This is a genomic window from Cellulosimicrobium sp. BMG9.23, assembly GCF_059159985.1.
This window is the reverse complement of record NZ_JBZGBZ010000001.1, coordinates 280,570-307,215: the sequence shown is the minus strand read 5'-3', so window position 1 is coordinate 307,215 and position 26,646 is coordinate 280,570. Positions and strand designations below refer to the sequence as shown.

Annotated in this window: 21 protein-coding genes and 1 tRNA gene; 8 read left to right on the top strand and 14 right to left on the bottom strand. The window is 71.5% G+C overall.

Annotated features, from left to right (window positions below; genetic code table 11):
• Positions 1 to 148 precede the first annotated feature (148 nt).
• The 9 genes from AC4H2G_RS01190 to AC4H2G_RS01150 all read right to left on the bottom strand — a co-directional run bounded on the left by AC4H2G_RS01190 (position 149) and on the right by AC4H2G_RS01150 (position 15,691).
• Positions 149 to 4,030, bottom strand: coding sequence for a DNA-directed RNA polymerase subunit beta' (locus AC4H2G_RS01190; RefSeq protein ID WP_494363943.1), 3,882 nt, complete (start codon positions 4,028 to 4,030; stop codon positions 149 to 151).
• Positions 4,031 to 4,184: 154 nt separating this feature from the next.
• Entirely contained in the window at positions 4,185 to 7,709 is a 3,525-nt protein-coding gene (rpoB, locus tag AC4H2G_RS01185) for a DNA-directed RNA polymerase subunit beta (protein ID WP_494363942.1), read from the bottom strand.
• Positions 7,710 to 8,225: 516 nt separating this feature from the next.
• Positions 8,226 to 8,612, bottom strand: coding sequence for a 50S ribosomal protein L7/L12 (gene rplL / locus AC4H2G_RS01180; protein WP_494363941.1), 387 nt, complete (start codon positions 8,610 to 8,612; stop codon positions 8,226 to 8,228).
• Positions 8,613 to 8,725: 113 nt separating this feature from the next.
• Positions 8,726 to 9,256, bottom strand: a complete 531-nt coding sequence (gene rplJ, locus AC4H2G_RS01175; protein WP_251153528.1) for a 50S ribosomal protein L10 — start codon at positions 9,254 to 9,256, stop codon at positions 8,726 to 8,728.
• Positions 9,257 to 9,566: 310 nt separating this feature from the next.
• Positions 9,567 to 9,845: a hypothetical protein gene (locus AC4H2G_RS01170; protein WP_494363940.1), complete on the bottom strand. Its 279-nt coding sequence runs from the start codon at positions 9,843 to 9,845 to the stop codon at positions 9,567 to 9,569.
• Between the two features lie 139 nt (positions 9,846 to 9,984).
• The gene (locus tag AC4H2G_RS01165; protein ID WP_494363939.1) at positions 9,985 to 12,585 is read right to left on the bottom strand and encodes a CHAT domain-containing protein; all 2,601 of its coding nucleotides are present in this window, start codon (positions 12,583 to 12,585) and stop codon (positions 9,985 to 9,987) included.
• A gap of 21 nt (positions 12,586 to 12,606) precedes the next feature.
• Positions 12,607 to 14,412 (bottom strand): S8 family serine peptidase, encoded by a 1,806-nt coding sequence (locus tag AC4H2G_RS01160; RefSeq protein ID WP_494363938.1) that lies wholly within the window; start codon positions 14,410 to 14,412, stop codon positions 12,607 to 12,609.
• A gap of 149 nt (positions 14,413 to 14,561) precedes the next feature.
• On the bottom strand, positions 14,562 to 15,059 hold the full coding sequence (locus AC4H2G_RS01155; RefSeq protein ID WP_494363937.1) for a hypothetical protein: 498 nt from the start codon (positions 15,057 to 15,059) through the stop codon (positions 14,562 to 14,564).
• Positions 15,056 to 15,691 (bottom strand): RNA polymerase sigma factor, encoded by a 636-nt coding sequence (locus AC4H2G_RS01150; protein WP_494363936.1) that lies wholly within the window; start codon positions 15,689 to 15,691, stop codon positions 15,056 to 15,058. Before AC4H2G_RS01150 ends, AC4H2G_RS01155 begins: the two co-directional genes overlap by 4 nt.
• A gap of 373 nt (positions 15,692 to 16,064) precedes the next feature.
• Here AC4H2G_RS01150 and AC4H2G_RS01145 point away from each other — a divergent pair, with 373 nt between their 5' ends.
• From AC4H2G_RS01145 to AC4H2G_RS01135, 3 genes are all read left to right on the top strand, one after another.
• On the top strand, positions 16,065 to 16,472 hold the full coding sequence (locus AC4H2G_RS01145) for a DUF4383 domain-containing protein (RefSeq protein WP_494363935.1): 408 nt from the start codon (positions 16,065 to 16,067) through the stop codon (positions 16,470 to 16,472).
• The gene (locus AC4H2G_RS01140) at positions 16,469 to 17,059 is read left to right on the top strand and encodes a hypothetical protein (protein WP_494363934.1); all 591 of its coding nucleotides are present in this window, start codon (positions 16,469 to 16,471) and stop codon (positions 17,057 to 17,059) included. Before AC4H2G_RS01145 ends, AC4H2G_RS01140 begins: the two co-directional genes overlap by 4 nt.
• Before the next feature lie 171 nt (positions 17,060 to 17,230).
• Positions 17,231 to 18,532, top strand: a complete 1,302-nt coding sequence (locus tag AC4H2G_RS01135) for a glycosyl hydrolase family 18 protein (RefSeq protein WP_494363933.1) — start codon at positions 17,231 to 17,233, stop codon at positions 18,530 to 18,532.
• 110 nt (positions 18,533 to 18,642) lie between these two features.
• Here AC4H2G_RS01135 and rplA read toward each other — a convergent pair whose 3' ends face one another.
• The 5 genes from rplA to AC4H2G_RS01110 all read right to left on the bottom strand — a co-directional run bounded on the left by rplA (position 18,643) and on the right by AC4H2G_RS01110 (position 21,465).
• Entirely contained in the window at positions 18,643 to 19,359 is a 717-nt protein-coding gene (gene rplA / locus AC4H2G_RS01130) for a 50S ribosomal protein L1 (RefSeq protein WP_494363932.1), read from the bottom strand.
• Positions 19,360 to 19,485: 126 nt separating this feature from the next.
• Positions 19,486 to 19,917 carry a 50S ribosomal protein L11 gene (gene rplK, locus AC4H2G_RS01125; protein WP_494363931.1) on the bottom strand — a complete coding sequence of 144 codons (432 nt, stop codon included), beginning with the start codon at positions 19,915 to 19,917 and terminating at the stop codon, positions 19,486 to 19,488.
• 110 nt (positions 19,918 to 20,027) lie between these two features.
• The gene (gene nusG / locus AC4H2G_RS01120; RefSeq protein ID WP_494363930.1) at positions 20,028 to 20,879 is read right to left on the bottom strand and encodes a transcription termination/antitermination protein NusG; all 852 of its coding nucleotides are present in this window, start codon (positions 20,877 to 20,879) and stop codon (positions 20,028 to 20,030) included.
• A 126-nt stretch (positions 20,880 to 21,005) separates the two neighbouring features.
• Positions 21,006 to 21,287 (bottom strand): preprotein translocase subunit SecE, encoded by a 282-nt coding sequence (gene secE / locus AC4H2G_RS01115; RefSeq protein ID WP_494363929.1) that lies wholly within the window; start codon positions 21,285 to 21,287, stop codon positions 21,006 to 21,008.
• 105 nt (positions 21,288 to 21,392) lie between these two features.
• Positions 21,393 to 21,465: transfer RNA gene (locus AC4H2G_RS01110), tRNA-Trp, on the bottom strand.
• Positions 21,466 to 21,699: 234 nt separating this feature from the next.
• Here AC4H2G_RS01110 and AC4H2G_RS01105 point away from each other — a divergent pair.
• The 5 genes from AC4H2G_RS01105 (at position 21,700) to AC4H2G_RS01085 (ending at position 26,603) form a co-directional block, all read left to right on the top strand.
• Positions 21,700 to 22,668 carry an ABC transporter ATP-binding protein gene (locus AC4H2G_RS01105; RefSeq protein ID WP_494363928.1) on the top strand — a complete coding sequence of 323 codons (969 nt, stop codon included), beginning with the start codon at positions 21,700 to 21,702 and terminating at the stop codon, positions 22,666 to 22,668.
• Positions 22,665 to 23,534 carry an ABC transporter permease gene (locus AC4H2G_RS01100; protein ID WP_494363927.1) on the top strand — a complete coding sequence of 290 codons (870 nt, stop codon included), beginning with the start codon at positions 22,665 to 22,667 and terminating at the stop codon, positions 23,532 to 23,534. The genes AC4H2G_RS01105 and AC4H2G_RS01100 overlap by 4 nt, the downstream gene beginning before the upstream one ends.
• Entirely contained in the window at positions 23,521 to 24,873 is a 1,353-nt protein-coding gene (locus AC4H2G_RS01095; RefSeq protein WP_494363926.1) for a sensor histidine kinase, read from the top strand. The genes AC4H2G_RS01100 and AC4H2G_RS01095 overlap by 14 nt, the downstream gene beginning before the upstream one ends.
• A gap of 77 nt (positions 24,874 to 24,950) precedes the next feature.
• On the top strand, positions 24,951 to 25,556 hold the full coding sequence (locus AC4H2G_RS01090) for a LuxR C-terminal-related transcriptional regulator (RefSeq protein WP_494364108.1): 606 nt from the start codon (positions 24,951 to 24,953) through the stop codon (positions 25,554 to 25,556).
• Positions 25,557 to 25,583: 27 nt separating this feature from the next.
• Complete coding sequence (locus tag AC4H2G_RS01085) at positions 25,584 to 26,603, top strand: adenosine deaminase (protein WP_494363925.1); 1,020 nt, start codon at positions 25,584 to 25,586, stop codon at positions 26,601 to 26,603.
• Positions 26,604 to 26,646: the final 43 nt, after the last annotated feature.

Sequence of the window (26,646 nt, the reverse complement as noted above, 5' to 3'; positions counted from 1 at the left end):
AACTACCACGGAGGGCCCGACGGCGCGGGCACAGTTGACCAGGGTACCTGGCCTGGCGCAGAGAGTCAAAGTACCCAGGGAGGCACAACGACAGGTGCCCGACGGCGCGACTCGCGTCGCGCCGTCGGGCACCGTCACAGCCGGGACGTCAGCGGTAGTCGCCGAAGTCCAGGTCCTCGAGCGGGATCGCCTCGCCGGAGCCCATGCCGAGCGCCGGGAAGTCGATCTCGTCGTAGCCGAAGCTCGGGTAGAGCTCCGTCTTGGCCTGCTCGGTGGGCTCGACCGTGACCTTGGTGTACCGGGGAAGACCGGTACCGGCCGGGATGAGCTTACCGATGATGACATTCTCCTTGAGGCCGAGCAGCGGGTCACGACGACCGCTCATCGACGCCTCGGTGAGCACGCGGGTCGTCTCCTGGAAGGAGGCGGCCGAGAGCCACGAGTCGGTCGCGAGCGACGCCTTCGTGATGCCCATCAGCTCCGGACGGCCGGAGGCCGGCTGGCCGCCCTCCGCCACGGTGCGACGGTTCGCGTCCTCGAACCGGCCGCGCTCGGCCAGCTCGCCCGGGAGCAGCGGGGCGTCGCCCGAGTCCAGGACCGTGATCCGGCGCAGCATCTGCCGCACGATGACCTCGATGTGCTTGTCGTGGATGTCCACGCCCTGGGAGCGGTAGACCTCCTGGACCTCGTCCACCAGGTGCTTCTGCGTGGCACGCGGGCCGAGGATGCGCAGGACCTTCTTCGGGTCCACCGCACCCTGCACGAGCTGCATGCCGACGCCGACGTGGTCGCCGTCCTGCACGAGCAGGCGTGCACGCTTGGTCACCGGGTACGCGATCTCCTCCGAGCCGTCGTCCGGCGTCAGCACGAGGCGACGCGAACGCTCGGAGTCGTCGATCGTGATGCGGCCCGGGAACTCCGCGATGGGCGCCTCACCCTTGGGGGTGCGGGCCTCGAAGAGCTCCGTGACACGCGGCAGACCCTGCGTGATGTCGTCGGCCGAGGCCACACCACCGGTGTGGAACGTACGCATCGTCAGCTGCGTGCCCGGCTCACCGATCGACTGGGCCGCGATGATGCCCACGGCCTCGCCGATGTCGACGAGCTTGCCCGTCGCGAGCGACCGGCCGTAGCACTTGGCGCACGTGCCGACGCGCGACTCGCACGTGAGGACGGAGCGGACCTTCGCCTCGCGCACGCCCGCCGCCACGGCGGCGTCGATGAGGACGTCGCCCGCGTCGTCGCCGGCCTTGCCGATGACGTTGCCGTCGGCGTCGACCAGGTCGGACGCGAGGGTCCGCGAGTACACGCTCGTCTCCACCTTGGGGTGGCGGACGAGGAGGCCCGCGAGCTCCTCGGCGATCGGCATCGTCAGGCCGCGCTCCGTGCCGCAGTCCTCCTCGCGGACGATGACGTCCTGCGAGACGTCCACGAGACGACGCGTGAGGTAGCCCGAGTCGGCGGTCCGCAGAGCGGTGTCCGCCAGACCCTTGCGGGCACCGTGCGTCGCGATGAAGTACTCGAGGACGGACAGGCCCTCGCGGTAGTTGGACTTGATCGGGCGCGGGATGATCTCGCCCTTCGGGTTCGCCACGAGACCGCGCATACCGGCGATCTGACGGACCTGCATCCAGTTACCACGGGCACCCGAGCCGACCATGCGGTAGACCGTGTTGCGGTCGTTCGCCTCGAGGTTCTCACGCATGACCGACGCGACCTTGTCCGTCGCCTGGGTCCAGATCTCGATGAGCTCCTGACGGCGCTCGTCGTCCGTGATGAGACCACGGTCGTACTGCTGCTGGACCTTGAGCGCGCGCTCCTCGTGCTGCTCGAGGATCTCGGCCTTCTCCACCGGGGTGGCGACGTCGGAGATCGCGATCGTGACGCCCGAGCGGGTCGCCCAGCGGAAGCCGGCGGCCTTGAGGGCGTCGAGCGAGGCGGCGACCTCGACCTTCGGGTAGCGCTCGGCGAGCTCGTTGACGATCGCCGAGAGGCGCTTCTTGTCGACCACCGAGTTCACGTACGGGTAGTCGACGGGCAGCGTCTCGTTGAACAGCGCACGACCGAGCGTGGTGTCGAACAGGATCGGCTGACCCTGCTCCCAGCCCTCGGGCGCCTCGAAGCCGGAGACCGGCGGGACGAGGTCCGTGGTGCGGATCTTCACCGGGGCGTTGAGATCGAGCGAGCCCTGGTCGAAGGCCATGATCGCCTCGGCGACGGACGAGAACGCGCGACCCTCGCCCTCGGCACCGGTCTTGTCGCTCGTCAGGTGGTACAGGCCGATGATCATGTCCTGCGAGGGCATGGTCACCGGACGGCCGTCCGACGGCTTGAGGATGTTGTTGCTCGAGAGCATGAGGATGCGGGCCTCGGCCTGCGCCTCCGCGCTCAGGGGCAGGTGGACGGCCATCTGGTCGCCGTCGAAGTCCGCGTTGAACGCGGCGCACACGAGCGGGTGCAGGTGGATCGCCTTGCCCTCGACGAGCTGCGGCTCGAACGCCTGGATGCCCAGGCGGTGCAGCGTCGGCGCACGGTTCAGCAGGACCGGGTGCTCCGTGATGACCTCTTCGAGGACGTCCCACACGACCGGGCGCGCGCGCTCGACCATGCGCTTCGCGCTCTTGATGTTCTGCGCGTGGTTGAGGTCCACGAGCCGCTTCATGACGAACGGCTTGAACAGCTCGAGCGCCATCTGCTTGGGCAGGCCGCACTGGTGGAGCTTGAGCTGCGGGCCGACGACGATGACCGAACGGCCCGAGTAGTCGACGCGCTTGCCGAGCAGGTTCTGACGGAAACGACCCTGCTTGCCCTTGAGCATGTCGGAGATCGACTTCAGCGGACGGTTGCCGGGGCCCGTGACCGGGCGACCGCGGCGGCCGTTGTCGAACAGCGAGTCGACGGCCTCCTGCAGCATCCGCTTCTCGTTGTTGACGATGATCTCCGGCGCACCGAGGTCGAGCAGGCGCTTGAGGCGGTTGTTCCGGTTGATCACGCGGCGGTACAGGTCGTTCAGGTCGCTCGTCGCGAAGCGGCCACCGTCGAGCTGCACCATCGGGCGCAGGTCCGGCGGGATGACCGGGACGGCGTCGAGCACCATGCCCGTGGGCGAGTTGGTCGTCGTGAGGAACGCGTTGACGACCTTGAGGCGCTTGAGCGCGCGCGTCTTGCGCTGGCCCTTGCCGGAGCGGATGGTCTCGCGCAGCGAGTTCGCCTCGGCCTCCAGGTCGAAGTCCTGGAGACGCTTCTGGATCGCCGCGGCGCCCATCGAGCCCTCGAAGTAGGTGCCGTAGCGGTCCTGGAGGGCGCGGTACAGCATCTCGTCGCCCTCGAGGTCGGCGACCTTGAGGTTCTTGAAGCGGTCCCAGACCTGGTCGAGACGGTCGAGCTGGGCGTCCGCGCGCTTGCGGATCTGCGTCATCTCGCGCTCGGCCGAGTCGCGGACCTTGCGGCGCGCGTCGGCCTTGGCACCCTCGGCCTCGAGCTCGGCCAGGTCGGCCTCGAGCTTGGTGGCGCGGGCGTTGATGTCGTTGTCGCGGGCGTCCGAGATCTCCTTCTTCTCCAGGTCGATCTCGTTCTGGAGGTTCGGGAGGTCTTCCTGGCGACCCTCGTCGTCGACCGACGTGATCATGTACGCCGCGAAGTAGATGACCTTCTCCAGGTCCTTCGGGGCGAGGTCGAGCAGGTAGCCGAGGCGCGAGGGCACGCCCTTGAAGAACCAGATGTGCGTGACGGGCGCGGCGAGCTCGATGTGACCCATGCGCTCACGGCGGACCTTCGAGCGCGTCACCTCGACGCCGCAGCGCTCGCAGATGATGCCCTTGAAGCGCACGCGCTTGTACTTGCCGCAGTAGCACTCCCAGTCCCGGGTGGGGCCGAAGATCTTCTCGCAGAAGAGTCCGTCCTTCTCGGGCTTGAGCGTGCGGTAGTTGATGGTCTCGGGCTTCTTGACCTCACCGTGCGACCACGCACGGATGTCGTCGGCCGTTGCCAGGCCGATGCGCAGCTCGTCGAAGACGTTGACGTCGAGCAAGGTGTCCTACTTCCTTCGTCTGCCGGGGCGCGGTCCCGCCGGGGGGACCGTCGCCGTCGGCTTCATCAAGACGGGGTGGAACGAATGGGGTGCGGGGAGGGGCGGGAGCGGGGCCCGGTCGTGGGACCGGGCCGACGCTCCCGCCTGCCCGAGATCAGATCTCGTCGACGCTCGCGGCGGCGTTCGGACGCCGCGACAGGTCGATGCCGAGCTCCTCCGCGGCGCGGTACACGTCGTCGTCGGACTCCCGCATCTCGATCTGGACGCCGTCGCTCGAGAGCACCTCGACGTTCAGGCACAGCGACTGCATCTCCTTGAGGAGCACCTTGAAGGACTCCGGGATGCCCGAGTCGGGGATGTTCTCGCCCTTGACGATGGCCTCGTAGACCTTCACGCGGCCGGGGACGTCGTCGGACTTGATGGTGAGGAGCTCCTGCAGCGTGTAGGCCGCGCCGTACGCCTCGAGGGCCCACACCTCCATCTCGCCGAAGCGCTGACCACCGAACTGCGCCTTACCACCCAGCGGCTGCTGCGTGATCATCGAGTACGGGCCGGTCGAGCGCGCGTGGATCTTGTCGTCGACCAGGTGGTGGAGCTTGAGGATGTACATGTAGCCCACCGACACCGGCTCCGGGAACGGCTCGCCGGAGCGGCCGTCGAAGAGACGCGCCTTGCCGTCGCCGCCGACCATGCGGTCGCCGTCGCGGTTCGGGATCGTCGAGGAGAGCAGGCCCGTGAGCGCGTCCTCCTGGAGGCCGTCGAACACCGGGGTGGCGACGGGCCGGCCGGGCTCGGACGACGCCGCGATGTCCGGCACGTGGGTCTTCCACCTCGAGCCGTCCTTGCTGACGGTGTCCTCGGCGAGGCTGATGTCCCAGCCCTGCTTCGCGATCCACCCGAGGTGCGTCTCGAGGACCTGGCCGACGTTCATGCGACCGGGGACACCGAGCGGGTTGAGGACGACGTCGACCGGCGTCCCGTCCTCGAGGAACGGCATGTCCTCGACGGGCAGGATCTTGGAGATGACGCCCTTGTTGCCGTGACGACCGGCGAGCTTGTCGCCGTCCGTGATCTTGCGGCGCTGCGCGATGTAGACGCGCACCAGCTGGTTCACGCCGGCGGGCAGCTCGTCGCCGTCCTCGCGGTTGAACTCGCGCACGCCGATGACCGTGCCGGACTCGCCGTGGGGCACCTTGAGCGACGTGTCGCGCACCTCGCGCGCCTTCTCGCCGAAGATCGCACGGAGCAGGCGCTCCTCCGGGGTCAGCTCGGTCTCGCCCTTCGGCGTGACCTTGCCGACCAGGACGTCGCCCGCGCCAACCTCGGCACCGATGCGGATGATGCCGCGCTCGTCGAGGTCTGCCAGGACGTCCTCGGAGACGTTCGGGATGTCCCGCGTGATCTCCTCGGGGCCGAGCTTGGTGTCGCGCGCGTCGACCTCGTGCTCCTCGATGTGGATCGAGGAGAGCACGTCGTCCTGCACGAGACGCTGGCTGAGGATGATCGCGTCCTCGTAGTTGTGGCCCTCCCACGACATGAACGCCACGAGGAGGTTGCGGCCGAGCGCGAGCTCGCCCTCGTCCGTCGCCGGGCCGTCCGCGAGGACGGAGCCGACCTCGACGCGCTGGCCCTCGTCGACGAGCACGCGCTGGTTGTAGCTCGTGCCCTGGTTCGAGCGGCGGAACTTCGCGGCGCGGTAGCTCGTGGTGGTCGCGTCGTCGTTCGCGACGACGACGAGGTCCGCGGAGACCTCGGTGACCACGCCGGGCTTGGTCGCGACGATGACGTCACCGGCGTCGACCGCGGCACGCCACTCCATGCCGGTGCCCACGAGCGGGGCCTCGGAACGGACCAGCGGCACGGCCTGGCGCTGCATGTTCGCACCCATGAGGGCGCGGTTGGCGTCGTCGTGCTCGAGGAACGGGATGAGCGCGGTCGCGACCGACACCATCTGGCGCGGCGAGACGTCCATGTAGTCGACCTGCGCGCCGGGGACGATCTCGACCTCGCCGCCCTTCGTGCGCACGAGCACGCGCTCGTCCGCGAAGGAGCCGTCGGCCTCGAGCACCTGGTTCGCCTGGGCGATGACGTGACGGTCCTCGTCGTCGGCGGTCAGGTACTCGACCTGGTCGGTGACCTTGCCGTTCGTGACCTTGCGGTACGGCGTCTCGATGAACCCGAACGGGTTGATCCGACCGTAGGACGCGAGCGAGCCGATGAGGCCGATGTTCGGGCCCTCAGGGGTCTCGATCGGGCACATGCGGCCGTAGTGCGACGGGTGGACGTCACGGACCTCCATGCCGGCGCGGTCGCGGGACAGACCACCCGGGCCGAGCGCGGAGAGGCGACGCTTGTGCGTCAGGCCCGCGAGCGGGTTGTTCTGGTCCATGAACTGCGAGAGCTGCGACGTGCCGAAGAACTCGCGGATCGACGCCACCACCGGGCGGATGTTGATCAGCGTCTGCGGCGTGATCGCCTCGACGTCCTGCGTCGTCATGCGCTCGCGCACGACGCGCTCCATCCGGGACAGGCCCGTGCGGACCTGGTTCTGGATGAGCTCGCCGACGGCGCGGATGCGACGGTTGCCGAAGTGGTCGATGTCGTCGGTCTCGACGCGCACGTCCACGGCCTCGCCGGCGCGCTTGCCGGGGATGGTCGCGTGGTCGGCGTGCAGGGCCGCGAGGTACTTGATCGTCGCGACGACGTCCGAGACGGACAGCGTCGAGTCGGTCAGCGGCGCGTCGATGCCGAGCTTCTTGTTCGCCTTGTAGCGGCCGACCTTCGCGAGGTCGTAGCGCTTCGGGTTGAAGTAGAAGTTCTCGAGCAGCGCGCGGCCGGCCTCGACCGTGGGCGGCTCGCCCGGGCGGATCTTGCGGTAGAGGTCGACGAGCGCCTCGTCCTGCGTGTGGACGTGGTCCTTCTCGAGCGTGTCGAGCACCGACGGGAGGTCCGAGAACTCCTCGCGGATCTCGGACTCCGTGAGGCCGAGGGCCTTGAGAAGGACCGTGACGGACTGCTTGCGCTTGCGGTCGACGCGCACGCCGACGGCGTCGCGCTTGTCGATCTCGAACTCGAGCCAGGCGCCGCGCGACGGGATGATCTTCGCGGAGAAGATGTCCTTGTCGCTCGTCTTGTCGGCCGTGCGCTCGAAGTACACGCCCGGCGAGCGGACGAGCTGCGACACGACGACGCGCTCGGTGCCGTTGATGATGAAGGTGCCGCGCGCGGTCATGAGCGGGAAGTCGCCCATGAAGACGGTCTGGCTCTTGATCTCACCGGTGTTGTAGTTGACGAACTCCGCGGTGACGAACAGCGGCGCGGCGTACGTGAAGTCCTTCTCCTTGCACTCGTCGGCCGTGTACTTCGGCGGCTCGAAACGGTGGTTGGAGAACGAGAGGGACATCGAGGAGCCGAAGTCCTCGATCGGTGAGATCTCCTCGAAGATCTCCTCGAGCCCGGACGTCGCGGGGACGTCCTGGCGTCCGGCCGCGTTCGCCGCGGCGACGCGGGCCTGCCACGCCTCGTTGCCGAGGAGCCAGTCGAAGCTCTCGGTCTGGAGGCCCAGCAGGTCGGGGACCTCGAGGGGCTCGAAGATCTTGGCGAAGGAGACGCGCCGAGAAGCGGTGCGGTTCGCGATGGCGTCGGCGGACGGAGCAGAAGGGGTGCGCGAGGCAGCCAAGAGGGGTCCTTCCCTGCAGATCGAAAGAACGCTGCACCGCCCGGCTGGTCGCGATCACCGCCGCCACGACTCCTCGCGGACGCGCACGTACGTCGTCGAGGGGGTCGGGGGTATCTGAGATCGTGGGCACAGGACAGCGCAAAGCGTTAGCATACCCCCTACGAGCGTGCACGTCCACCCCGACCGCGCACCGACCTGCCGGGCTCGACCCGGCGCCGTCCGGCACCCTGCCCGGTACTCCTCCGGCGGGCCTCGTCGCCCGCCGCACGCTCTCCGGGCAGGTGCCCGGCCGATCGTCGGCTCCGCTGTCCTGTGCTGATGCATCGTCGACCCGCACATGGTGGCACACACCACGTCCATCCGGGAAGCCGGTCCGCGCTCCGCGCGCGCCGCAGCAGGCACGACGGGCCGCACGCGGCCCGCCACGTCTCCGGACACGACGAAGCCCGCACCCCGTGCGGGGTGCGGGCCTCGTGCGGCGTTCCGACCGGTCCCGTCAGGACGGGACCGGCGAGATCACTTGACGGTGACCGTGGCGCCGGCGCCCTCGAGGGCAGCCTTGGCCTTGTCCGCGGCCTCCTTGGTCGCGCCCTCCAGGACGGGCTTCGGGGCGCCGTCCACGAGGTCCTTGGCCTCCTTGAGACCGAGGGACGTGAGCGCGCGCACCTCCTTGATGACCTGGATCTTCTTGTCGCCGGCGGCCTCGAGGACGACGTCGAACTCCGTCTTCTCCTCGACCTCCTCGGCAGCGGCGCCACCGGCGGCGGCCGGGGCGGCAGCGGCGACGGGAGCGGCCGCGGTGACCTCGAAGGTCTCCTCGAAGGCCTTCACGAACTCGTTGAGCTCGATGAGGGTGAGGTCCTTGAACTGCTCGATGAGCTCTTCGGTGCTGAGCTTCGCCATGATGGCGTTCCTTTCGGTTGGTGCTCGGCCACGGCCCGTGGCGGGCCTGCCAGAAGCGGGGTGTGTGCTTGCGCTGTCGTGATCACGCGCCGGTCCTGAGGACCGGGACGGGATCAGGCGGCAGCGCCCTCCGATTCCTGCTTCTGACGCAGGGCATCGATGACGCGGGCTGCCTGGGCGGTGTTCGCGGTGAAGACGTACGCGGCCTGGAACAGCTTGGCCTTCATCGCGCCGGCCGCCTTGGCCAGCAGGACCTCGCGGGACTCGAGGTCCGCGAGCTTCGTGACCTCCGCTGCGGTCAGGGGGCGCCCGTCGAGGACACCGCCCTTGATGACCAGCGCGGGGTTCGCCTTGGCGAAGTCACGCAGACCCTTGGCTGCCTCGACCGGGTCCCCGGTGACGAAGGCAATGGCCGACGGGCCCTGCAAGTCGGCGTCGAGTCCCTCGACACCGGCCTCCTTGGCCGCGATGGCGGTCAGCGTGTTCTTCACCACGGCGTAGGTTGCGTTGCCGCTGAGCGACCGACGCAGCTGCTTGAGCTGCGCGACGGTGAGCCCGCGGTACTCGGTCAGCACGGCAGCGTTCGAGTCGCGGAACTTGTCCGAGAGCTCGACGACTGCGGCTGCCTTGTCCGGCCTCGCCATGGCAATCCTTCCGGTGGTGGTACCACCGGTATGGCCCCGGAACGAGAAAGAGCCCCGCGCAGGCGCGGGGCTCGGTGTCGCTCGCACGGCGGGGCCGGGCGGACGTCGTCGATTCGCTACCTGCGCTGGCCTCCACCTCGTGGTGGGACTTCGGCCTTCACGTCCTGCAGAGGAGTCTGCGGGCAGCGTCGGACGACCGGCGGTCTTGGGTACGCGACCATCGTACGGGACGACGGCGCGTGGTCCAAAACCGAGGTCGGAGCAGGATGACGCCCCGGCCCGCTCCGACGGGCTGGGACGTCGGCCTCGTTCAGACGGCAGTCGTAGACGTGGCACCCAACGTCAACGGGACGGCCTTGCTGAGCGGCGTCGAGTACGGCGTCGGCAGGAGGACCGGGACGCTCGCCGACCGGTCGAGGGGCTGGGTGTACGGCGTCGGCAGGAGGACCGGGACGCTCGCCGACCGGTCGAGGGGCTGGCCGTACGGCGTCGGCAGCGTACCCGCCGCGGACGCGCCGGTCGCGAGGGTGAAGGTGACGGCGGCCGCGACGGCGGCGGACGCGAGCACTCGAGCGAGGTGGCGATTCATGAATTCCCCCAGATCGTGATAGATGCCGCTTCTGCGGCGACGCGAGGGTATGGGCGCCGCGGTGCCCTCATCAAGAGGGCGTCCAGAGCCTGGGACGACATGACGTGCGACGCGGCTGCGGACGGACGGACGTCGCGTTCTACGAGGGAGCGACGACATCGCCGGCCTCGACAACGAGCGGGCCGAAGCAGACGAGGGGCACAGGCTCGGGCTCGTCGGCGACCGCGCGTGCGAGCGCCGTCCCGGGCATCGCGCCGTCGCGCAGCTCGGCGTGAAGCGCCGGCATGACCCGCGCTGCGACGTCGTCGCGCAGCGGGGCGACGCTGGCGATCACCGCTCGCGCGCCCAGTCGCAGCAGGACGCTCGTGAGCCCCAGCGACTCCCCGCCGATGCGCGGTGTCGACAGGCCCACCTCGCACGCCGAAAGGACCACGACCACCCCTCTCAGGTCGATGCCGTCGAGCTCGTGGGCGAACAGCGGCCCGTCTGCAAGACGGAGCGACGAGAACAGCGGGTTGTCGATGTCGTGCGTGCCGTGCGCCGCGAGGTGGACAACGCCTGCGCTCGGGAGCTTCTCGACCGCCGCCGCGCACGTCGCCTCCTCCCCCGAGATCAGGTGCGCGTCGTCCCACACGCCCGCCACGAGCTTCGCCTCTGCGGCCGCGAACCGCAGGCCCGGTCCCGCCACGACGAGCGCCTCGCCCAGGCGACGGACAGGGAGGCCCTGTTGCAGGTCGACCCACGAGTTCGCCCAGGTCCGGCGTCCCTTCCTGGACGGCAGGGACACCCACGGCACGGCGAGCAGGAGGTTCCGCGCCGCGACGTGGAGGTCGCCCTCTGCCGCGAGCGGAGCGATCAGCGCGTCGTCGAGCCAGGTCAACGAACGCTGGAGCGACGACACGGCCGCGGTCCGCATCGGGACGGGGATGAGGGCGTTGGCGAGCACGGAGAAGTCCGCGCGTGCCCGCCGCACCCGCTCGGCGACCTCTGCGAGCGGCGCGAGGCGGACGAGACGTGAGCCGTCACGCGACACCCTGACCGCCATCACGTCGGCGCCCGAGAGCACCAGGTCCGCGACGACCGCCCCGGACCCGCTGTCGGTCAGTACCGACCGCAGCTCGCGCGTCGTCGTCGGTGTCGGGGTGCCGGCCTCGCCCTCGTGCCGCCAGGACCGTCGCCGCGCCTCGTCCTGGAGCCGCCTCGCCTCTCGCAGGTGCTGCTGGCGCCGAAGCTGGGCCGCGCCCTCGCCGTCGGACCCGATGTCCCGCGCCGCCTCGACCTCGCGGCGCGCGGCGGTGAGCAGCGCGGCCAGCTCCGGGTCGGCTGGTGGCCGCACGCGCCCGGATCCCGCGAACGTCGCGCGCCCTCGCTCCACCGCGTCGAAGACGTCGGCCGGCCTGCCCGTGCCGAGCGCCGCGTCGACATCCAGGTTCCCGAGCCGCACGCCGTGGACCGCCGTCGCCGTCACCGCGTCGACCGACCCGAGCCTCGCACGGTGCTCGGCGATGGCTCGCTGACCGTGCCGGACCGCACGGACCCCGTTGCGGCGGTCACCGCGGACGAACGCCAGCTGGGCGCGGACGACCTGATGCTGCACCCGGACAGGGAACGGGGCCCACTCGGGGAGCCGCCGGACCTCGGCGAGGACGTCCTGGGCGTGGTCCAGGCGGCCCGCGAGGATCGACCACTCCGCGGCCTGGAGCCGGGCCGGCACGCTGACTCCGAACCGTGCGACCGCGCCGCGGGCGTCGCCCTCACGCGCGACCTCGAGCGCGAGGTCGACGCGCCGGGACAGACGTGAGCGCGTCACCTGCTCCGTACGGTCCGCGGCGAGCATGGCCTCCAGCTCCACGACGCGGGCGTACAGGCTCCACGTGGTGTTGCCCGACCGCACGTACAGCCGGCGGGCCTGGCCCGCGAGCGCCCGCGCGTCGTCGTACCGACGGAGTCCCACCAGGCACCGGGCGCGGTCGAGCAGCGCCTCCGCGCGTTCCTGGGCCAGCCCGTCCTCGGCAAGGAGGGACGCCGCCTCCTCCAGCGCGACCTCGGCCTCGGAGAGCAGACCGACCTCGTACAGCACGCGAGCTCTCCCGACGAGCGCGATGCCGTCCGGCCCTTCCGGCAGGTACGCCACGGAGTCGTCGAAGAACTTCAGGGCCGCCGGCATGTCGCCCTGCACGTGGTGCATAAACCCGATGTTGTGCATCGCGAAGGAGACGTAGTAATCGTTGCCGAGCATTCGCGCGTGCTCCAGCGCGCGCTCGTAGTCGGCGAGCGCCGCGTCCATGACGCCGAGGTCGACGAGCGCCGACCCGCGGTTCAGGCTCAGGACCGTCAGGTCACGGTGGTCGGAAGGGTCCGCGAGATCGATCGCCACGGTGAGCGGACGGACCGCCGCCTTGCTGTCGCCCGAGCGGAGCAGGAGCACGCCGTGCTGGCCGTGGACCAGGCCACGGAGCCGGCCGTCCAATGGGCCTGCCGCAGCCTGCGCGGTCGCCAGCACGTCTCGGCCCGCGTCCACGCTCCCCGTGAGCGCGTAGGCACAGGCGGCCTCGCCCACGAGCGCACGGACCCGGAGCTCCCGGGACCAACGGGTCGCCCCGTTCGCCCCCTCCCACCGCTCCACGTCGCGGACGAGCCGCCGGAACGCGCGGGACGCGGGGCGCACCTTCGAGAGCGCGTTCATCTCCTGCGCACCGCGCAGGCGGTCGGTGAACGCACGACGCACGTCGTCGTTCATCCGACCGCCTTCCGCCCTGGGTCAGGCGGTGCTGACCCCCTGTGCGAACAGACCCGGTACACGTCGCACAGCATCCCACGCGCTCGCCGTGCGCTGCTCGACGGCGGTCACGGCAGCCGCGGCCTTCCCCCGCTCGGCCTCGGGCTTCCCCGTCTCGCTCGTCGGTTGCGCACGCTCCTCGAGGAGCTCTCGAGCGATCTCCGCAGCGAGATAGGGGGCGGAGAACGAGGTACCGCTCCAGGACGCGAAGCCACCGCTGAAGTCGTCGGGGTCGACGGACGCGCGGACACCCGGGCCCAGTCGCTCCGCCAGCCGTACGGACGGGGTCACCGGACCGTCGATGGTCGTCGGCATGGTGCTCACGACGGCGGCACCGGGCTTCACGGCAGTGACCCAGGGCCCGTCGTTGCTGAAGACCGCGATGCTCGAGTCCGGGTTGGTCGCGCCCACGGCGACGATCGGGGTGTAGTCGGGCTTGAGGTCCGCAGGCTTCCGGGGCACGGCCCCGTCTGCGGTGCGGTCGACCCTGGGCGTCCACGCCGCAGGGAACATCGGCCGTGTCGTGCCGTCGTTCCCGGCTGCCACCACCACCACGACACCGGCCTTGCGCAGCGCTCGCAGGACTCGGCGCAGCGGACCGTCGTAGCCGTAGTCCTCGGGCTGCTCGTGGTAGTAGCCCATCGCGAGGACCACGACGTCCACCGGGTGGTACCCGTCCTCGCCACGGAGACCACGGCGGTGGAACCGGAGGAGGCGCCACAGGGTATGGAGGACCTCCCACTCCGGGACGTCGCCGGAGCCACCGAAGGCGCGCACGGACAGGAGCACCGCGTCCGGGCACAGCTGGTGCACGATGCCCGCCTGGAACGTGCCGTGGCCCGCCACCGGGTCGAGCGGACCCGTGAGCGGGTCCTTGCTCAACCCGCCGTACTCCGCGTCTTCCGAGTCGATGCGCGGGACGGGGAACGTGCCGATCGGGGCGTCGTCCAACGTCGCGTCGCGCACGACCACCGAGTCCGGCCGGTCGGACGACTCGCCCGGCACGTAGGTCCCGAACCAGGGGTGCGTGCCGACACCCGTGTCGACGAGCGCGACGGCGGGCCGTGCGAACCCCTCCTCCGTGACCCATGGGTTCGGGCCGGCGGCGAAGCGCCGCACCGGTGCGGGCGCGATGAGCCGGACCGGGACGAGGCCCCCGGAACCCGGCACGCCGTACTCGTCGATCGCGCTCACGGGAAGCGGCGTCGACCGAGGACGCGACACCGCGACGAAGGGCAACGGCGTCGTGCGACGCTGCGCACGCATGACGTGGTCGAGACCGGCGGCCGGCGCCTCGAGACCGTCGTCCTCCCGCAGGTCGCCGAGCTCGGAGCCGATGCGTTCCAGCAGCTCCCACGTGTCCGCCTCGACGTCGTCCGGACGAACCGGTACGAACCGCAGCGCGTACCCGAACGCGTCGTCCTCGTCCATCGCGAGGTCGCCGAGGCGGCCGTCATACACGACCTGGTATCCCAGGTTGGCCGCGATGCGTCGTACGCCGTCGAGCCAGGTCGTCGGCTCGTCGTCGCCGGACCACGCCGGGAGGGCGACCTCGGCGCCGGGACCACCGGCCCGCAGGTTCTCGACCTCCGGGCGGGCGAGGTCTCGAAGACCTGCGGGCGGCGCTCCGCGGACGATGATCCGGTCGGCCACGTACGCGGTGGGTTCGACGCGCGACGCGCCCGGACTGCGCCGGACGCGCTCCGGATCGAGGTGCCGGACCGGTCGACGACCGCCCACGGCGTCTCGGACCGTGCGGGCCGGGGGGATCTCAGGGGTCTCGCTCACGTGCTCCTCCTCGAGGACGAAGTGTCACGCCGGGTCGGCCGCGGTGCCACGGCGGTCCGGCACGCGCGACGATCACCGCCACGCGGGGTTCAGGGTGCAGTCGTGGCGCCGCGACCGACCGGGCCGGTCGCGGCGCCCGCCCTGCGGCTCTACAGCTCGATCACCGGCGTGCTCACGGCGCCGCCGGTGCCGTCGGCGCGGCGGACGACGAGGCTCGCCGGGCCGCGGTTGACGGCGTCGAAGACGAACCGGCCGTCGTCGTCGCTCGCGGTCTCGGTCACCGACCCGGGCCGGTGCAGCTCGACGCGCAGCGCCGTCGCGGGCGCGGCCCAGCCGTCGACGCGCACGCGGCCACCCTCGGCGGGCGACAGCGAGATCATCACGGTGACGGACTCGGACGTGAAGGTGATCGTCCGTGCCTCGACCGGCGGCGCGTCACCGCGCACCGACATCGCGGGGGCCTGGACGTACTCCAGCTCCATGACCTCGGCCTCGAGGCCGGCGAGGGTGATGGCGAACAGCGACCGGTCGACCAGGCCCGCGGGCACGGGGTCGAGCTCGTCGGCGATGCGTGCGAGGTCGGCGAGGAGCGCGACGTCGACCGCGTCCAGGGGCTCGTCGGGGCTGTGCTTGGACTCGGCGCTCATGATGTTTCCCACGATTCCCCCTGGTCGTCGATGATGTCGCGCAGCTTGGCGAGGCAGCGGCCGCGCGTGGAGCCGATGCTGCCGACCGGCATGCCGATCGCGGCCGAGATGGCCTTGTAGTCGGGCCGGTCGGCCAGGGAGACGAGACGCAGCAGCTTCTGGCACCGGTCCGGAAGCTGGTCGAGGGCTCGCCACAGCCCCCGGTCCCGCTCGTTGCGCAGCACCTCGACGTCCGGCGTCGGGTCTCCCGACGGGAGCTCGGGCACGCCCTCGTCGGTGTCGTCGGGCAGCTCGGTGCGGCGTCGCGCGTCGTCACGGTGCTTGCGCACCGTCTCCCACGCCGCGCGCTTGGCCGTGATGAGCAGCCACTTGAGCACGGCGTGCGGTTCCTTGATGGTCATCGCGTTGCGGACGAGCGCCACCCACACGGTCTGCACGACGTCGTCGGCCTGCTCGCGGTCGACGCCCTGCGCGCGCACGGTGTGCCACAGCAGCGGGGTCGCCTCGCGCACGAAATCGCCGAGGGCCTGCGGTCGCCCGTCCCGGTACTCGAGGAGCGCGACCGCCCCCCGGTCCCCGAGGCTGGGCTCCGGTTGACCGGTGTCGGCGAGATCTTCGGTCGTCCTCGTCATCGGCGGCTCTGTCCTCGGCTCGCTCGTGCGATCAGCCGACGGCGGGGGTTCCGCCGGGACGCCTGATGGTACGGCGAATTCGTCGGGCTCGACAACCATCGTCACTGGTCACGACCCTCCGTGCTCGCGCTGGTGGGGGTTCATCGTTCTCCTCCGTGGTGAGCGGCAACCGGCTGCGCGGGGTGCTGGTGCACCCCTGCACCCGGACGAGAGGGACGTCTCGAGCGCCTGATACATCCGATGGCGCCCAGTTTGCCCACAGGTTCTTCCCCGCCCCGGTTGCCGCCGTCACCCATCCGGCCGTGCGGCGGGTCCGAACCCTGTCCGAGCGCGGGAACGGCCCGCGCCACGACATCGAAAGTGGGTACGCACCATGGCCTCCTCCCCCAACCGTCTCCTCGCCGCCGTGTTCGGCGCCGTCTACCTGCTCGTCGGCCTCGCCGGCTTCGTCGTGACGTCCGGCGTCGGCTTCGCCGCCACGGAGGGCGAGAAGCTGCTGCTGTTCGAGGTGAACCCCCTCCACAACATCGTGCACCTCGGCATCGGCGCCGCGCTGCTGCTCGCCTCCCGCTCCGTCTCCGCCGCGAAGGCGGTCAACGTGACGATCGGCGCCGTCTACCTGCTGGTCGGCGTCCTCGGACTCTTCCTCATCGGGACAGCGGCCAACATCATCGCGCTCAACGGCGCCGACAACGTGCTGCACCTCGGCAGCGCGATCCTCCTGCTCGGCGTGGGTCTCGCGGCGGACAAGCAGGCCGAGTCCCGCGCCGTGCCCGCGTGACGGGACGAGCCCCTCTGCTCCGCGTCCTCGTCGGGTTCGCGCTGCTGGGCGCCGGGATCGTCAACCTCGGCCTGGTCCGAGGGACCTTCCCGGCGCCCGCCGGGTTCCTCGCGCTCGGACTCGGCGTGGTGGAGGTCGTCATGGCCCTCCTCGCGCTGACCGACGCCCGCCCCCGGGCCGTGGGGCCGACGTCGCTCGGTCGCGTCGGGATCGGTGCGCTCGTCGCGGGGAGCGTCGCGCAGGCGGCCCTCGCCGTCTCGGGCGGCGGACGGCTCGGCGCCTCCGTCGCCGCGGCGACGATGCTCCAGCTCACAGGAGCCGGGATGCTGGGCGTCCTGACCCGGACGGCTCCGGCCGTCCCGCCGCGCGACGTCGCCACCGCAGCCGAGGACCCAGCCGGACCTCAGCTCCCCCGTCCCACCGGCCTGCGCACCGCGGGCGCCCTCGCCGCTCTCTTCGCCGGCGCGATCCTCGTGTCGACGGTCGCGACGTTCGGGCTCGGTGGCACCGAGGCGGGCGAGCATGCCGTCCCCCACGGCGACCACCGCCTGCCGGATCACCCGGGGCTCCACGGGCACCACCCGTGAGCCGGGCGGTCGGTCGGGTCTACGCGTTCTCCCGTAGCCGACCCGCCTCAAGTCGCGGGAGATCCCTCATGTCGGGCAGGCCCGCGGGCTCCTAGCGTCGAGACCACCCGTCGACGAGACGGGTCGGCGCGTGGCGACGTCGCGCGCGCCCGAGACCCGAGGAGCACCATCGTGAGAACCCTCTCGACAGCCGGCCCGCCCCAGGGGGCGGGACGGGCGCTGCGCACGCTCGCCACCGTCGCGACCGCCGTGGCCCTCGCCGCCGCCGGCGCGCTGACCGTCGCCCCTGCCACGGCCGCACCCGCGGCCCCTGCGACCAGCCCGACGGCGACCGCACCGGCAGCCGCGGCGCCGTCGGGCACGCAGTGGCTCACCGGCTACTGGCACAACTTCGACAACGGCTCCGTGACGATGCGCCTGTCGGAGATCCCGCAGGCGTACAACCTCGTCGCGATCGCGTTCGCGGACAACCTCGCGGGGACGCCCGGCGGCATCACGTTCAACCTGGCGAGCGCAGAGCTCGGCGGGTACACCGAGGCGCAGTTCACGGCCGACGTCGCGACGATCAGGTCCCAGGGCCGCAAGGTCGTGATCTCGGTCGGGGGCGAGCGTGGGAACGTCGTCGTCTCGAACGCGACCGAGGCGAAGAACTTCGCCGACACGACCTGGGCGCTCATGCAGAGGTACGGGTTCGACGGCGTCGACATCGACCTCGAGCACGGCATCAACGCCACCTACATGGCGAGCGCGCTGCGCCAGCTGTCCGCCAAGGCGGGACCTGACCTGATCATCACGATGGCGCCGCAGACGATCGACTACCAGGCGACGAGCATGGGCTACTACCAGCTGACCCTCGCGATCAAGGACATCCTCACGATCGTCAACACGCAGTACTACAACTCCGGCACGATGATGGGCTGCGATCAGAAGGTGTACAGCCAGGGAACGGTCGACTTCCTCACCGCGCTGTCGTGCATCCAGCTCGAGATGGGGCTCCGGCCGGACCAGGTCGGGATCGGGGTCCCCGCCGTCCCCCGCGCCGCGGGTGGCGGGTACCAGCCGCTCGCGAACGTCGTGAAGGCGGTGGACTGCCTCGAGGTCGGGACCGGCTGCGGCGCGTTCAAACCCGCAACGCCGTACGGGAAGATCGGCGGCGTGATGACGTGGTCGATCAACTGGGACAAGACGAACGGCTACGAGGTCGCCAGGGTCGTCGGTGGTCGGCTCGCGAGCGGCCCCACGGACCCCACAGACCCGACCGACCCCACGGACCCGACGGACCCCACCGATCCGACCGATCCGACCGATCCCGGCGACTGCACGGCACCGGCCTGGTCGGCGTCGGCGGTCTACACCGGAGGCAACCGGGTCGCCTACCAGGACCGCACGTACGAGGCGAAGTGGTGGACGACCAACGAGAACCCGGCCCAGAGCGCGCAGTGGGGCGTCTGGCGCGACCTCGGCGCCTGCTGACGACCGGCTCGTCGAACGCCGACGGCGCGGCTCCCTCGCAGGGGAAACCGCGCCGTCGGTGTGTGGTCCGATCCCGGTCATCGACCAGGGACGGACGAGGAACGCTGCGGTCAGGCCGCGTCGTCCTCGAGGAGCTTCGTCGTCTTGGACTGGTCGAGCGGGATGCCCGGGCCCATCGTCGTCGCCAGCGTGGCCTTGGTGATGTACCGGCCCTTCGACGACGACGGCTTGAGGCGCAGGACCTCTTCGATCGCCGCCGCGTAGTTCTCCACCAGCGCCTTCTCGTCGAACGAGACCTTGCCGATGATGAAGTGCAGGTTCGAGTGCTTGTCGACGCGGAACTCGATCTTGCCGCCCTTGATGTCGGTGACGGCCTTGGTCACGTCCATCGTCACGGTGCCGGTCTTCGGGTTCGGCATGAGGCCACGGGGACCGAGCACCTTGCCCAGGCGACCGACCTTGCCCATGAGGTCCGGCGTCGCGACGGCGGCGTCGAAGTCGGTGTAGCCAGCGGCCACCTTCTCGATGAGCTCGTCGCCACCGACCTCGTCGGCACCGGCCGCGCGGGCCTCCTCGGCCTTCGCCGCGTTCGCGAAGACGATGACGCGGGCCGTCTTGCCCGTGCCGTTCGGGAGGTTCACCGTGCCACGGACCATCTGGTCCGCCTTGCGCGGGTCGACACCCAGGCGGAAGACGACCTCGACGGTCGCGTCGTACTTGACGGTCGACGTCTCCTTGGCGAGACGGATCGCATCGAGCGGAGCGTAGAGACGCTCGCGGTCGATCTTCTCGTCGGCGTTGCGGTACGCCTTGCTGCGCGTTGCCATGCTGCTTCTCCTTCTGCAGTCGTGGTCAGCGGGTCCGCGCGGACCCTGCCACTGCCGCCCGCAGGACGCGGACGGACGTCGGTCTCCCCAGCCCGGGCGATGCCCGGGTGGGGAAGGCCGAGGGCGTCAGCCCTCGACGGTGATGCCCATCGAGCGCGCCGTGCCGGCGATGATCTTCGACGCGGCGTCGATGTCGTTCGCGTTGAGGTCCTCGAGCTTGGCCTGGGCGATCTCGCGCACCTGGTCGGCGGTCAGCTTCGCGACCTTGACCGTGTGGGGCGTCGCCGAGCCCTTCTGGACGCCCGCGGCCTTCTTGATGAGCTCCGCGGCCGGCGGGGTCTTCGTCACGAAGGTGAACGAGCGGTCCTCGTACACCGTGATCTCGACGGGGATCACGTTGCCGCGCTGCGACTCGGTGGCCGCGTTGTAGGCCTTGCAGAACTCCATGATGTTCACGCCGTGCTGACCGAGCGCGGGGCCGATCGGCGGGGCGGGCGTCGCCGCACCGGCCTGGATCTGGAGCTTGATGAGGCCGGAGACCTTCTTCTTGGGAGGCATGAGTCTTCCCTATCCTTCTTTTCTCGTGGGCCGACGCCGTGGGCGATGACCCGGTTGCAGTACTGCGTCCACGCGGCAGGTCGTGCCGCGCCAGGCTGCGTGCCTGGGTGTCAGATCTTGGCGACCTGGTTGAACGACAGCTCGACCGGGGTCTCCCGGCCGAAGATGGAGACGAGGACCTTGAGCTTCTGGTTCTCGACGTTGATCTCGGAGATCGTGGCGGGCAGCGTGTCGAACGGGCCGTCGGTGACGGTGACCGACTCGCCGACCGTGAAGTCGACCTCGATCGGGGCCCTGGCCGCGGCGGGCAGCGGCTTGCCGGGCTCTGCCACGGGTGCCAGCGTCGACGCGAGCATCGAGAAGACCTCGTCGAGCGTCAGCGGCACGGGCTGGTGGGTGTGGCCGACGAAACCGGTCACGCCGGGCGTGTGACGCACCGCGCCCCACGACTCGTCGGTGAGGTCCATGCGGACGAGGACGTAGCCGGGGATGCGGACACGACGCACGATCTTCTTCTGCGCGTTCTTGATCTCGGCCACCTCCTCCATCGGGACCTCGATCTGGAAGATGTAGTCCTCCATGTTCAGGCTCTGGATGCGGTTCTCCAGGTTGGCCTTCACACGGTTCTCGTACCCGGCGTACGAGTGGATGACGTACCAGTCTCCGGGCTGCGTGCGCAGCGCGCGCTTGAACTCCGCGACCGGGTCCTCGATGACGTCGCCGTCCTCGTCGGACGGGCGCTCGTCCTCGTCGGTCGCACTGGGCTCGTCGGCGGCGGCGTCGTCACCTTCGGGCGCACCGGGCTCGTCGTCCTCGTCGATCGTCTCGAGCTCGTCGCTCTCCACGAGCTCGTCGGTCTCCTCGACCTCGGGCGCGTCCGTGGTCTGGTCGACCTCGTCCTGGGCACCCTCGGGCTGCGTCGGGTCGACGTTCTCCGTCTGGTCCAGCGACTCCTGGGACACGAACGAACCTGCTTTCTGCTGACCGGCTTCGATGACTTCTGGAAGGACTGCTGCTGGAAGCGCCGACGGCGCCCCGAGGGGCGCCGGGTGCCGGGAGAACCGGCACGTCGGGTGCGTCGTGGCCTGCTAGTCCCCGAAGACCCACAGGACGGCTTGGCCGATCCCGAGGTCGAGCACCGTCACGAAGGCCATGACGACGACCACGAAGACCAGGACCACCGTGGTGTACGTGATCAGCTCGGACCGCGTCGGCGTGACGACCTTGCGGAGCTCGGCGACCACCTGACGCACGAAGAGGGCGATACGGGCGAAGACGTTGGGCTTCTTGTCCTTGACGGGACGGCCCTTCGTCACCTCGTCGGCGCGTGCGCCGTCCGCACCCACGGCCTCTGACGGCGATTCGCTCACTGATCTACCCCATCGCTGACGTGCGGGACGTGCCCCGGACCTGCTGGTACCTCTCGTGCAGTCCCTTGTCGGACCACGCACGACCCCCGAGGGGGAGGTGCTGTGCAGGGTAGACAGGACTCGAACCTGCAACCTGCGGTTTTGGAGACCGCTGCGCTACCAATTGCGCCACTACCCTTCGCGACCGACACCCTTCTGCCGTCTGCCGAGGCTCGACATCGGACGTCGTGTGGACGTCGAGGCGCGGCTCAGCATGGTGGGCGTCAACCACCGAAGGAATACTGTACGCGACACCGGGCGCCTGGTCGAACCACCCGATCACGCCCGCGCCGCACCGTCCACCGACCGGTGGACGCCAGGTCCGGACGAACGGTCGTCGCGGCACCTCGCCCCTCCCGAGGAGGCTGAGGGCATGGACAGGACACCAGGAGGGACGGCCGCACCGGCGGTCGACGTGCGCGGCCTGCGCAAGCGGTACGGCAGCAAGCAGGCCGTCGACGGGGTCGACCTGCGCGTCGAGCGCGGCGAGATCTTCGCGGTCCTCGGCCCCAACGGCGCCGGGAAGACGACCACGGTCGAGATCCTCGAGGGCTTCCGCCGCCGCGACGCGGGCGAGGTCCGCGTGCTCGGCGAGGACCCGCAGTCGGCGGGCCGGGCGTGGCGGGCACGTCTCGGCGTCGTGCTCCAGGACTCGCGCGACCAGTCCGAGCTGACCGTCGCCGAGCTCGTGCAGCACTTCGCCACGTTCTACGCGAGGCCCCGCGATCCCGACGAGGTGATCGACGCCGTCGGGCTCCGGCCGAAGGCCCGCACCCGCACGCGGCAGCTCTCCGGCGGCCAGCGCCGCCGGCTCGACGTCGCGCTGGGGATCGTGGGGCGGCCCGAGCTGCTGTTCCTCGACGAGCCGACCACCGGGTTCGACCCGCAGGCTCGACGCTCGTTCTGGGACCTCGTCCTGTCGCTGCGCGACGACGGCACGACCATCGTGCTGACGACCCACTACCTCGACGAGGCGGCGCACCTGGCCGACCGGGCCGCCGTCGTGCGCGACGGCCGCGTCGTCGCCCTCGACGCGCCCGACCGCCTCGGCGGCCCGGAGGCCCGCCGGCCCGTGGTCCGCTGGTTCGACGGCGGATGGCGCACCGAGCGCACCGCGTCGCCCACGGCGCTCGTCACGGCGCTCGCGGCCCGTCTCGGCGACGACGAGGGCGAGGTCCCGGGCCTCTCGGTGACCCGCCCGAGCCTCGAGGACGTGTACCTCGAGCTCATCGGCGCACCGGCGGAGGGCGCCGCCCCGGCGACGCCGCACGACGGCCCCGCCACCCCGCACGCCCCGACCCACCGGGCGTCCGCGCCCGTCCCCGAGGAGGCACGACCGTGACCGCTCCGACCACGACCGCGACGCGCGCGGCGGTGCCCGCCCCCGCGCTCCCGGGCGCCGCCCGGCTCGGCCTCGCCCGCACCGGCGCGGAGCTCCGCGCGTTCTTCCGCGAGCGCGACGCGGTGATCTTCATCTTCACGTACCCGGTGATCATGCTGGCGATCTTCGCGTCGGTCTTCGACGGCCAGGACCAGGGCATGGACGGCTACGGCGTCCCGTTCGCGCAGTACTTCCTGCCGGGGATGGTCGCGACGGGCGTCATGCTCACGAGCTTCCAGTCGCTCGCGATCTCGATCGCGGTCGAGCGCGACGACGGCACGCTCAAGCGGCTCCGCTCGACGCCGCTGCCTGCGACGGCGTACTTCTACGGCAAGGTCGGGCTCGTGCTCGCGACGTCGGTCGTGCAGACGGCCCTGCTGCTGGCGCTCGCGGCGTTCGCGTTCGACGTCCCCATGCCGTGGACCATGCCCGACGGCGCGGAGCGGGTCGCGACGTTCCTCTGGGTCTTCGTCCTGGGCTGCGCCGCGGGCGCGGTGTGCGGCGTCGCGTTCTCGTCGCTCCCGCGCTCGGGGAAGTCCGCGACGGCGGTCGTCACGCCGGTCGTCCTCGTGCTGCAGTTCATCTCCGGCGTCTTCTTCGCGTTCTTCGCGCTGCCGTCGTGGATGCAGTCCGTGGCGTCGGTGTTCCCCCTCAAGTGGATGGCGCAGGGCATGCGCTCGGTGTTCCTGCCCGAGCAGGCGGCGTCGCTCGAGCCGTCGGGGTCGTGGCAGCACGGCGCCACGGCTGCTGTACTGGTCGCATGGCTGGTGGTGGGTCTCGTGGTGGGCGCGCGCACGTTCCGGTGGCGTCGTCGTGACGACGGCTGACCCGTCCGGAGCACAGGAGACCGCGACGGCACAGCTCGACGGCGCGTGGGAACGTGACGTGCGCTGGTGGGACGTGGCGTTCTACGTCATCGTCTCGCTCAGCGCCGTCGCGCTGTTCACGACGTCGCTCTCCCGGACGGCGCTCGTCGTCGCGCTCGCGGCGATCGGCGTGATGCTCGTCAGCTACACGGTCTGGGGTCGGCGCGCCGCTCGCACGCGCGACCAGGTCGTGGCCCACGCCTACCTGGTCGTCGCGGTCGCGGCGACGGTCGTCGTCGCGGCGCAGGACACCCTCGGCACGCTGCTGCTGTTCGCGACCTTCACCCAGATCTGGATGATGTCCGAGCGCCTGTGGGCGCAGGTCGTGCTGTGCGTGATCCTCGCCGCGGGCACCGCGATCGCCCTCGCGTGGGACCCGACGACCGGCCGTGTCGACCCCGCCGCGCTCGTGAGCACCGCGCCCCAGATGGGGGTCGCGCTCGCCTTCTCCCTCGGCCTCGGCCTGTGGACCGCGCACACGATGCGGCAGGCGGAGCGGCACGCGCGCCTCGTCGACGAGCTGCGCGCGACCCAGGCGGAGCTCGCGCGATCGCACCACCAGGAGGGCGTCGCGGCCGAGCGGGAGCGCTTCGCGCGCGAGATCCACGACACGCTCGCCCAGGGCTTCACGAGCGTCGTCATGCTGGCCCAGGCCGCGAGCGCCGACCTCGACCGGGACGCGACCGACGCCGCGCGCGACCGGCTCGCGCTCGTCGAGGACACGGCCCGCGAGAACCTCGCCGAGGCCCGCGCTCTCGTCGCGGCGACGGGTCCCGTGCCGCTGGAGGCGGGCGGCACGCTCGCGGACGCGATCGGTCGGCTCGCCGAGCGGTTCGGCGCCGAGTCCGGCGTCGCCGTCCGGACGCACCTCGACGGGGTCGTCGGCCTCTCCAGCGCCGACGAGGTCGTGCTGCTGCGCTCGGCCCAGGAGTCGCTCGCGAACGTCCGCCGCCACGCCGCCGCGCGCTCCGTCCGGGTCGAGCTCACGCAGGACGGCGCCGCCACGCGCCTCGCGGTGCACGACGACGGTCGCGGCCTGCCCGCCGACCTCACCGAGGGCTACGGGCTGCGCGGGATGCGCGAGCGCGTCGCCGCGGGTGGCGGGACCGTCCGGCTCGGGCCGGGCGACACCGGTGGGACCGTCGTCGTGGTCGAGCTCCCGCGCACCGTGCCGCCCCGCGCCGCACGGGCCGTGACCGACGTCCCGACCGCGCGGCACCGCGGTGCGACGGCAGGGCGCACCGGGGTGCCGCACGCGGCGGCCACGGACGCGACGCCGGCGACGGGCGGTGCCGCGTGAACGCCGAGACGCGGGTCGGCCCCGTGAGAGTCCTCGTCGTCGACGACCACCCCGTGGTCCGGTCGGGGCTCGTCGGGATGCTCGCCGCGGAGCCGGACCTCGAGGTCGTCGGCGAGGCGGGCGACGGCGAGCAGGCCGTGGCGCTCGCGGGAGAGCTCGCGCCCGACGTCGTGCTCATGGACCTGCGCATGCCCGTGCTCGACGGCGTCGGGGCGACGGCGGCGATCCTCGCGGCGTCGGGCGGGCCCGGGCGGCGGACCCCGGCGAACGGCGGGCCTGCGGGCGGGGCTGCGCCACGCGTCGTCGTGCTCACGACGTACGAGACGGACACGGACATCCTGCGGGCCGTCGAGGCGGGCGCGACGGGCTACCTCCTCAAGGACACGCCGCGCGACGAGCTCGTCGCGGGCGTGCGCGCCGCGGCGCGCGGCCAGACGGTGCTCGCGCCGAGCGTCGCGACCCGGCTCGTCACCTCCGTCCGCGGCGACCGGCTCACGGACCGCGAGACGGAGGTGCTGCGGCTCGTCGCGCGCGGGCTGTCGAACGCCGCGGTGGGCAAGGAGCTCTTCATCGCCGAGGCGACGGTCAAGACCCACCTGCTGCGCGCGTTCGCGAAGCTCGGCGTGGACGACCGGACGGCCGCGGTGACGGTCGCGATGGAGCGGGGCTACCTGGTGTCGTGACCAGGCGCGCATGACAGACTCCGGCGTGTGCGAGACCTGGCGACGCTCCCCAAGGCCCACCTGCACCTGCACTTCACGGGGTCGATGCGCCTCGAGACCCTGCGCGAGCTCGCCACGGGCTACGGCGTCCGGCTCCCCCACGCGCTCCTCGACGGCGACCCGCTGCGCCTGCCCGCGACCGAGCGCGGGTGGTTCCGCTTCCAGCGCCTCTACGACGCCGCGCGCGCGTGCGTGCGCTCGGAGGCCGACATGCGCCGCATCGTGCTCGAGGCGGCGCAGGACGACGCCGCCGAGGGCTCGGGACGGCTCGAGATCCAGGTCGACCCGACGTCGTACGCGCCGTTCGTCGGCGGGATCACCCCCGCGGTCGAGATCGTGCTCGACGCCGCCCGGTCCGCGAGCGCCGCGACCGGGACGGAGGTCGCGGTGGTCGTCGCGGCGTCGCGCATGCGGCACGCGCTCGACGCGCGCACGCTCGCGCGCCTCGCCGCGCAGTACGCGGGCGAGGGGCCGGGCGAGGTCGTGGGTTTCGGGCTGAGCAACGACGAGCGGCGGGGCGACACGGCGGAGTTCGGGCGAGCGTTCGCGATCGCCCGGCGGGCGGGGCTCGCGTCGGTGCCGCACGGCGGTGAGCTGCTCGGGCCCGCGCACGTGCACGAGGTCGTCGAGGCGCTCGTCCCCGACCGGCTCGGCCACGGGGTCCGGTCCGCGGAGGACCGTCGGGTCCTGGACGACGTCGTGGACCGCGGCATCGCGCTCGAGGTGTGCCCGGCGTCGAACGTCTCGCTGGGCGTGTACGACGACGCGGCCCAGGTACCGCTGGGCACTCTCGTCGACGCGGGCGCGCGCGTCGCGCTCGGGGCGGACGACCCGCTGCTCTTCGGGTCACGGCTCGTCGCCCAGTACGAGATCGCGCGGCACGAGCACGGGTTCTCCGACGGCGAGCTCGCCGATCTGGCGCGCTCGTCGATCCGGGCGAGCCGGGCGTCGCAGGCGACGCGTGCACGCCTTCTCGCGGGCGTGGACGACTGGCTGGCGCCCTCCTGACGGGCCTCGGTGGCGGGCCCGGCCCGGGCGGCGTTCTCATGTG

Coding starts and splice junctions, on each gene's coding strand:
- rplJ (WP_251153528.1), bottom strand. CDS start 9,256: ATGGCGAGGCCGGACAAGGCAGCCGCAGTCGTCGAGCTCTCGGACAAG.
- rplA (WP_494363932.1), bottom strand. CDS start 19,359: ATGGCAACGCGCAGCAAGGCGTACCGCAACGCCGACGAGAAGATCGAC.
- AC4H2G_RS01090 (WP_494364108.1), top strand. CDS start 24,951: ATGCTCGCCGCGGAGCCGGACCTCGAGGTCGTCGGCGAGGCGGGCGAC.
- AC4H2G_RS01145 (WP_494363935.1), top strand. CDS start 16,065: ATGGCCTCCTCCCCCAACCGTCTCCTCGCCGCCGTGTTCGGCGCCGTC.
- AC4H2G_RS01165 (WP_494363939.1), bottom strand. CDS start 12,585: ATGAACGACGACGTGCGTCGTGCGTTCACCGACCGCCTGCGCGGTGCG.
- AC4H2G_RS01170 (WP_494363940.1), bottom strand. CDS start 9,845: ATGAATCGCCACCTCGCTCGAGTGCTCGCGTCCGCCGCCGTCGCGGCC.
- AC4H2G_RS01150 (WP_494363936.1), bottom strand. CDS start 15,691: ATGACGAGGACGACCGAAGATCTCGCCGACACCGGTCAACCGGAGCCC.
- AC4H2G_RS01155 (WP_494363937.1), bottom strand. CDS start 15,059: ATGAGCGCCGAGTCCAAGCACAGCCCCGACGAGCCCCTGGACGCGGTC.
- AC4H2G_RS01105 (WP_494363928.1), top strand. CDS start 21,700: ATGGACAGGACACCAGGAGGGACGGCCGCACCGGCGGTCGACGTGCGC.
- rplL (WP_494363941.1), bottom strand. CDS start 8,612: ATGGCGAAGCTCAGCACCGAAGAGCTCATCGAGCAGTTCAAGGACCTC.
- rplK (WP_494363931.1), bottom strand. CDS start 19,917: ATGCCTCCCAAGAAGAAGGTCTCCGGCCTCATCAAGCTCCAGATCCAG.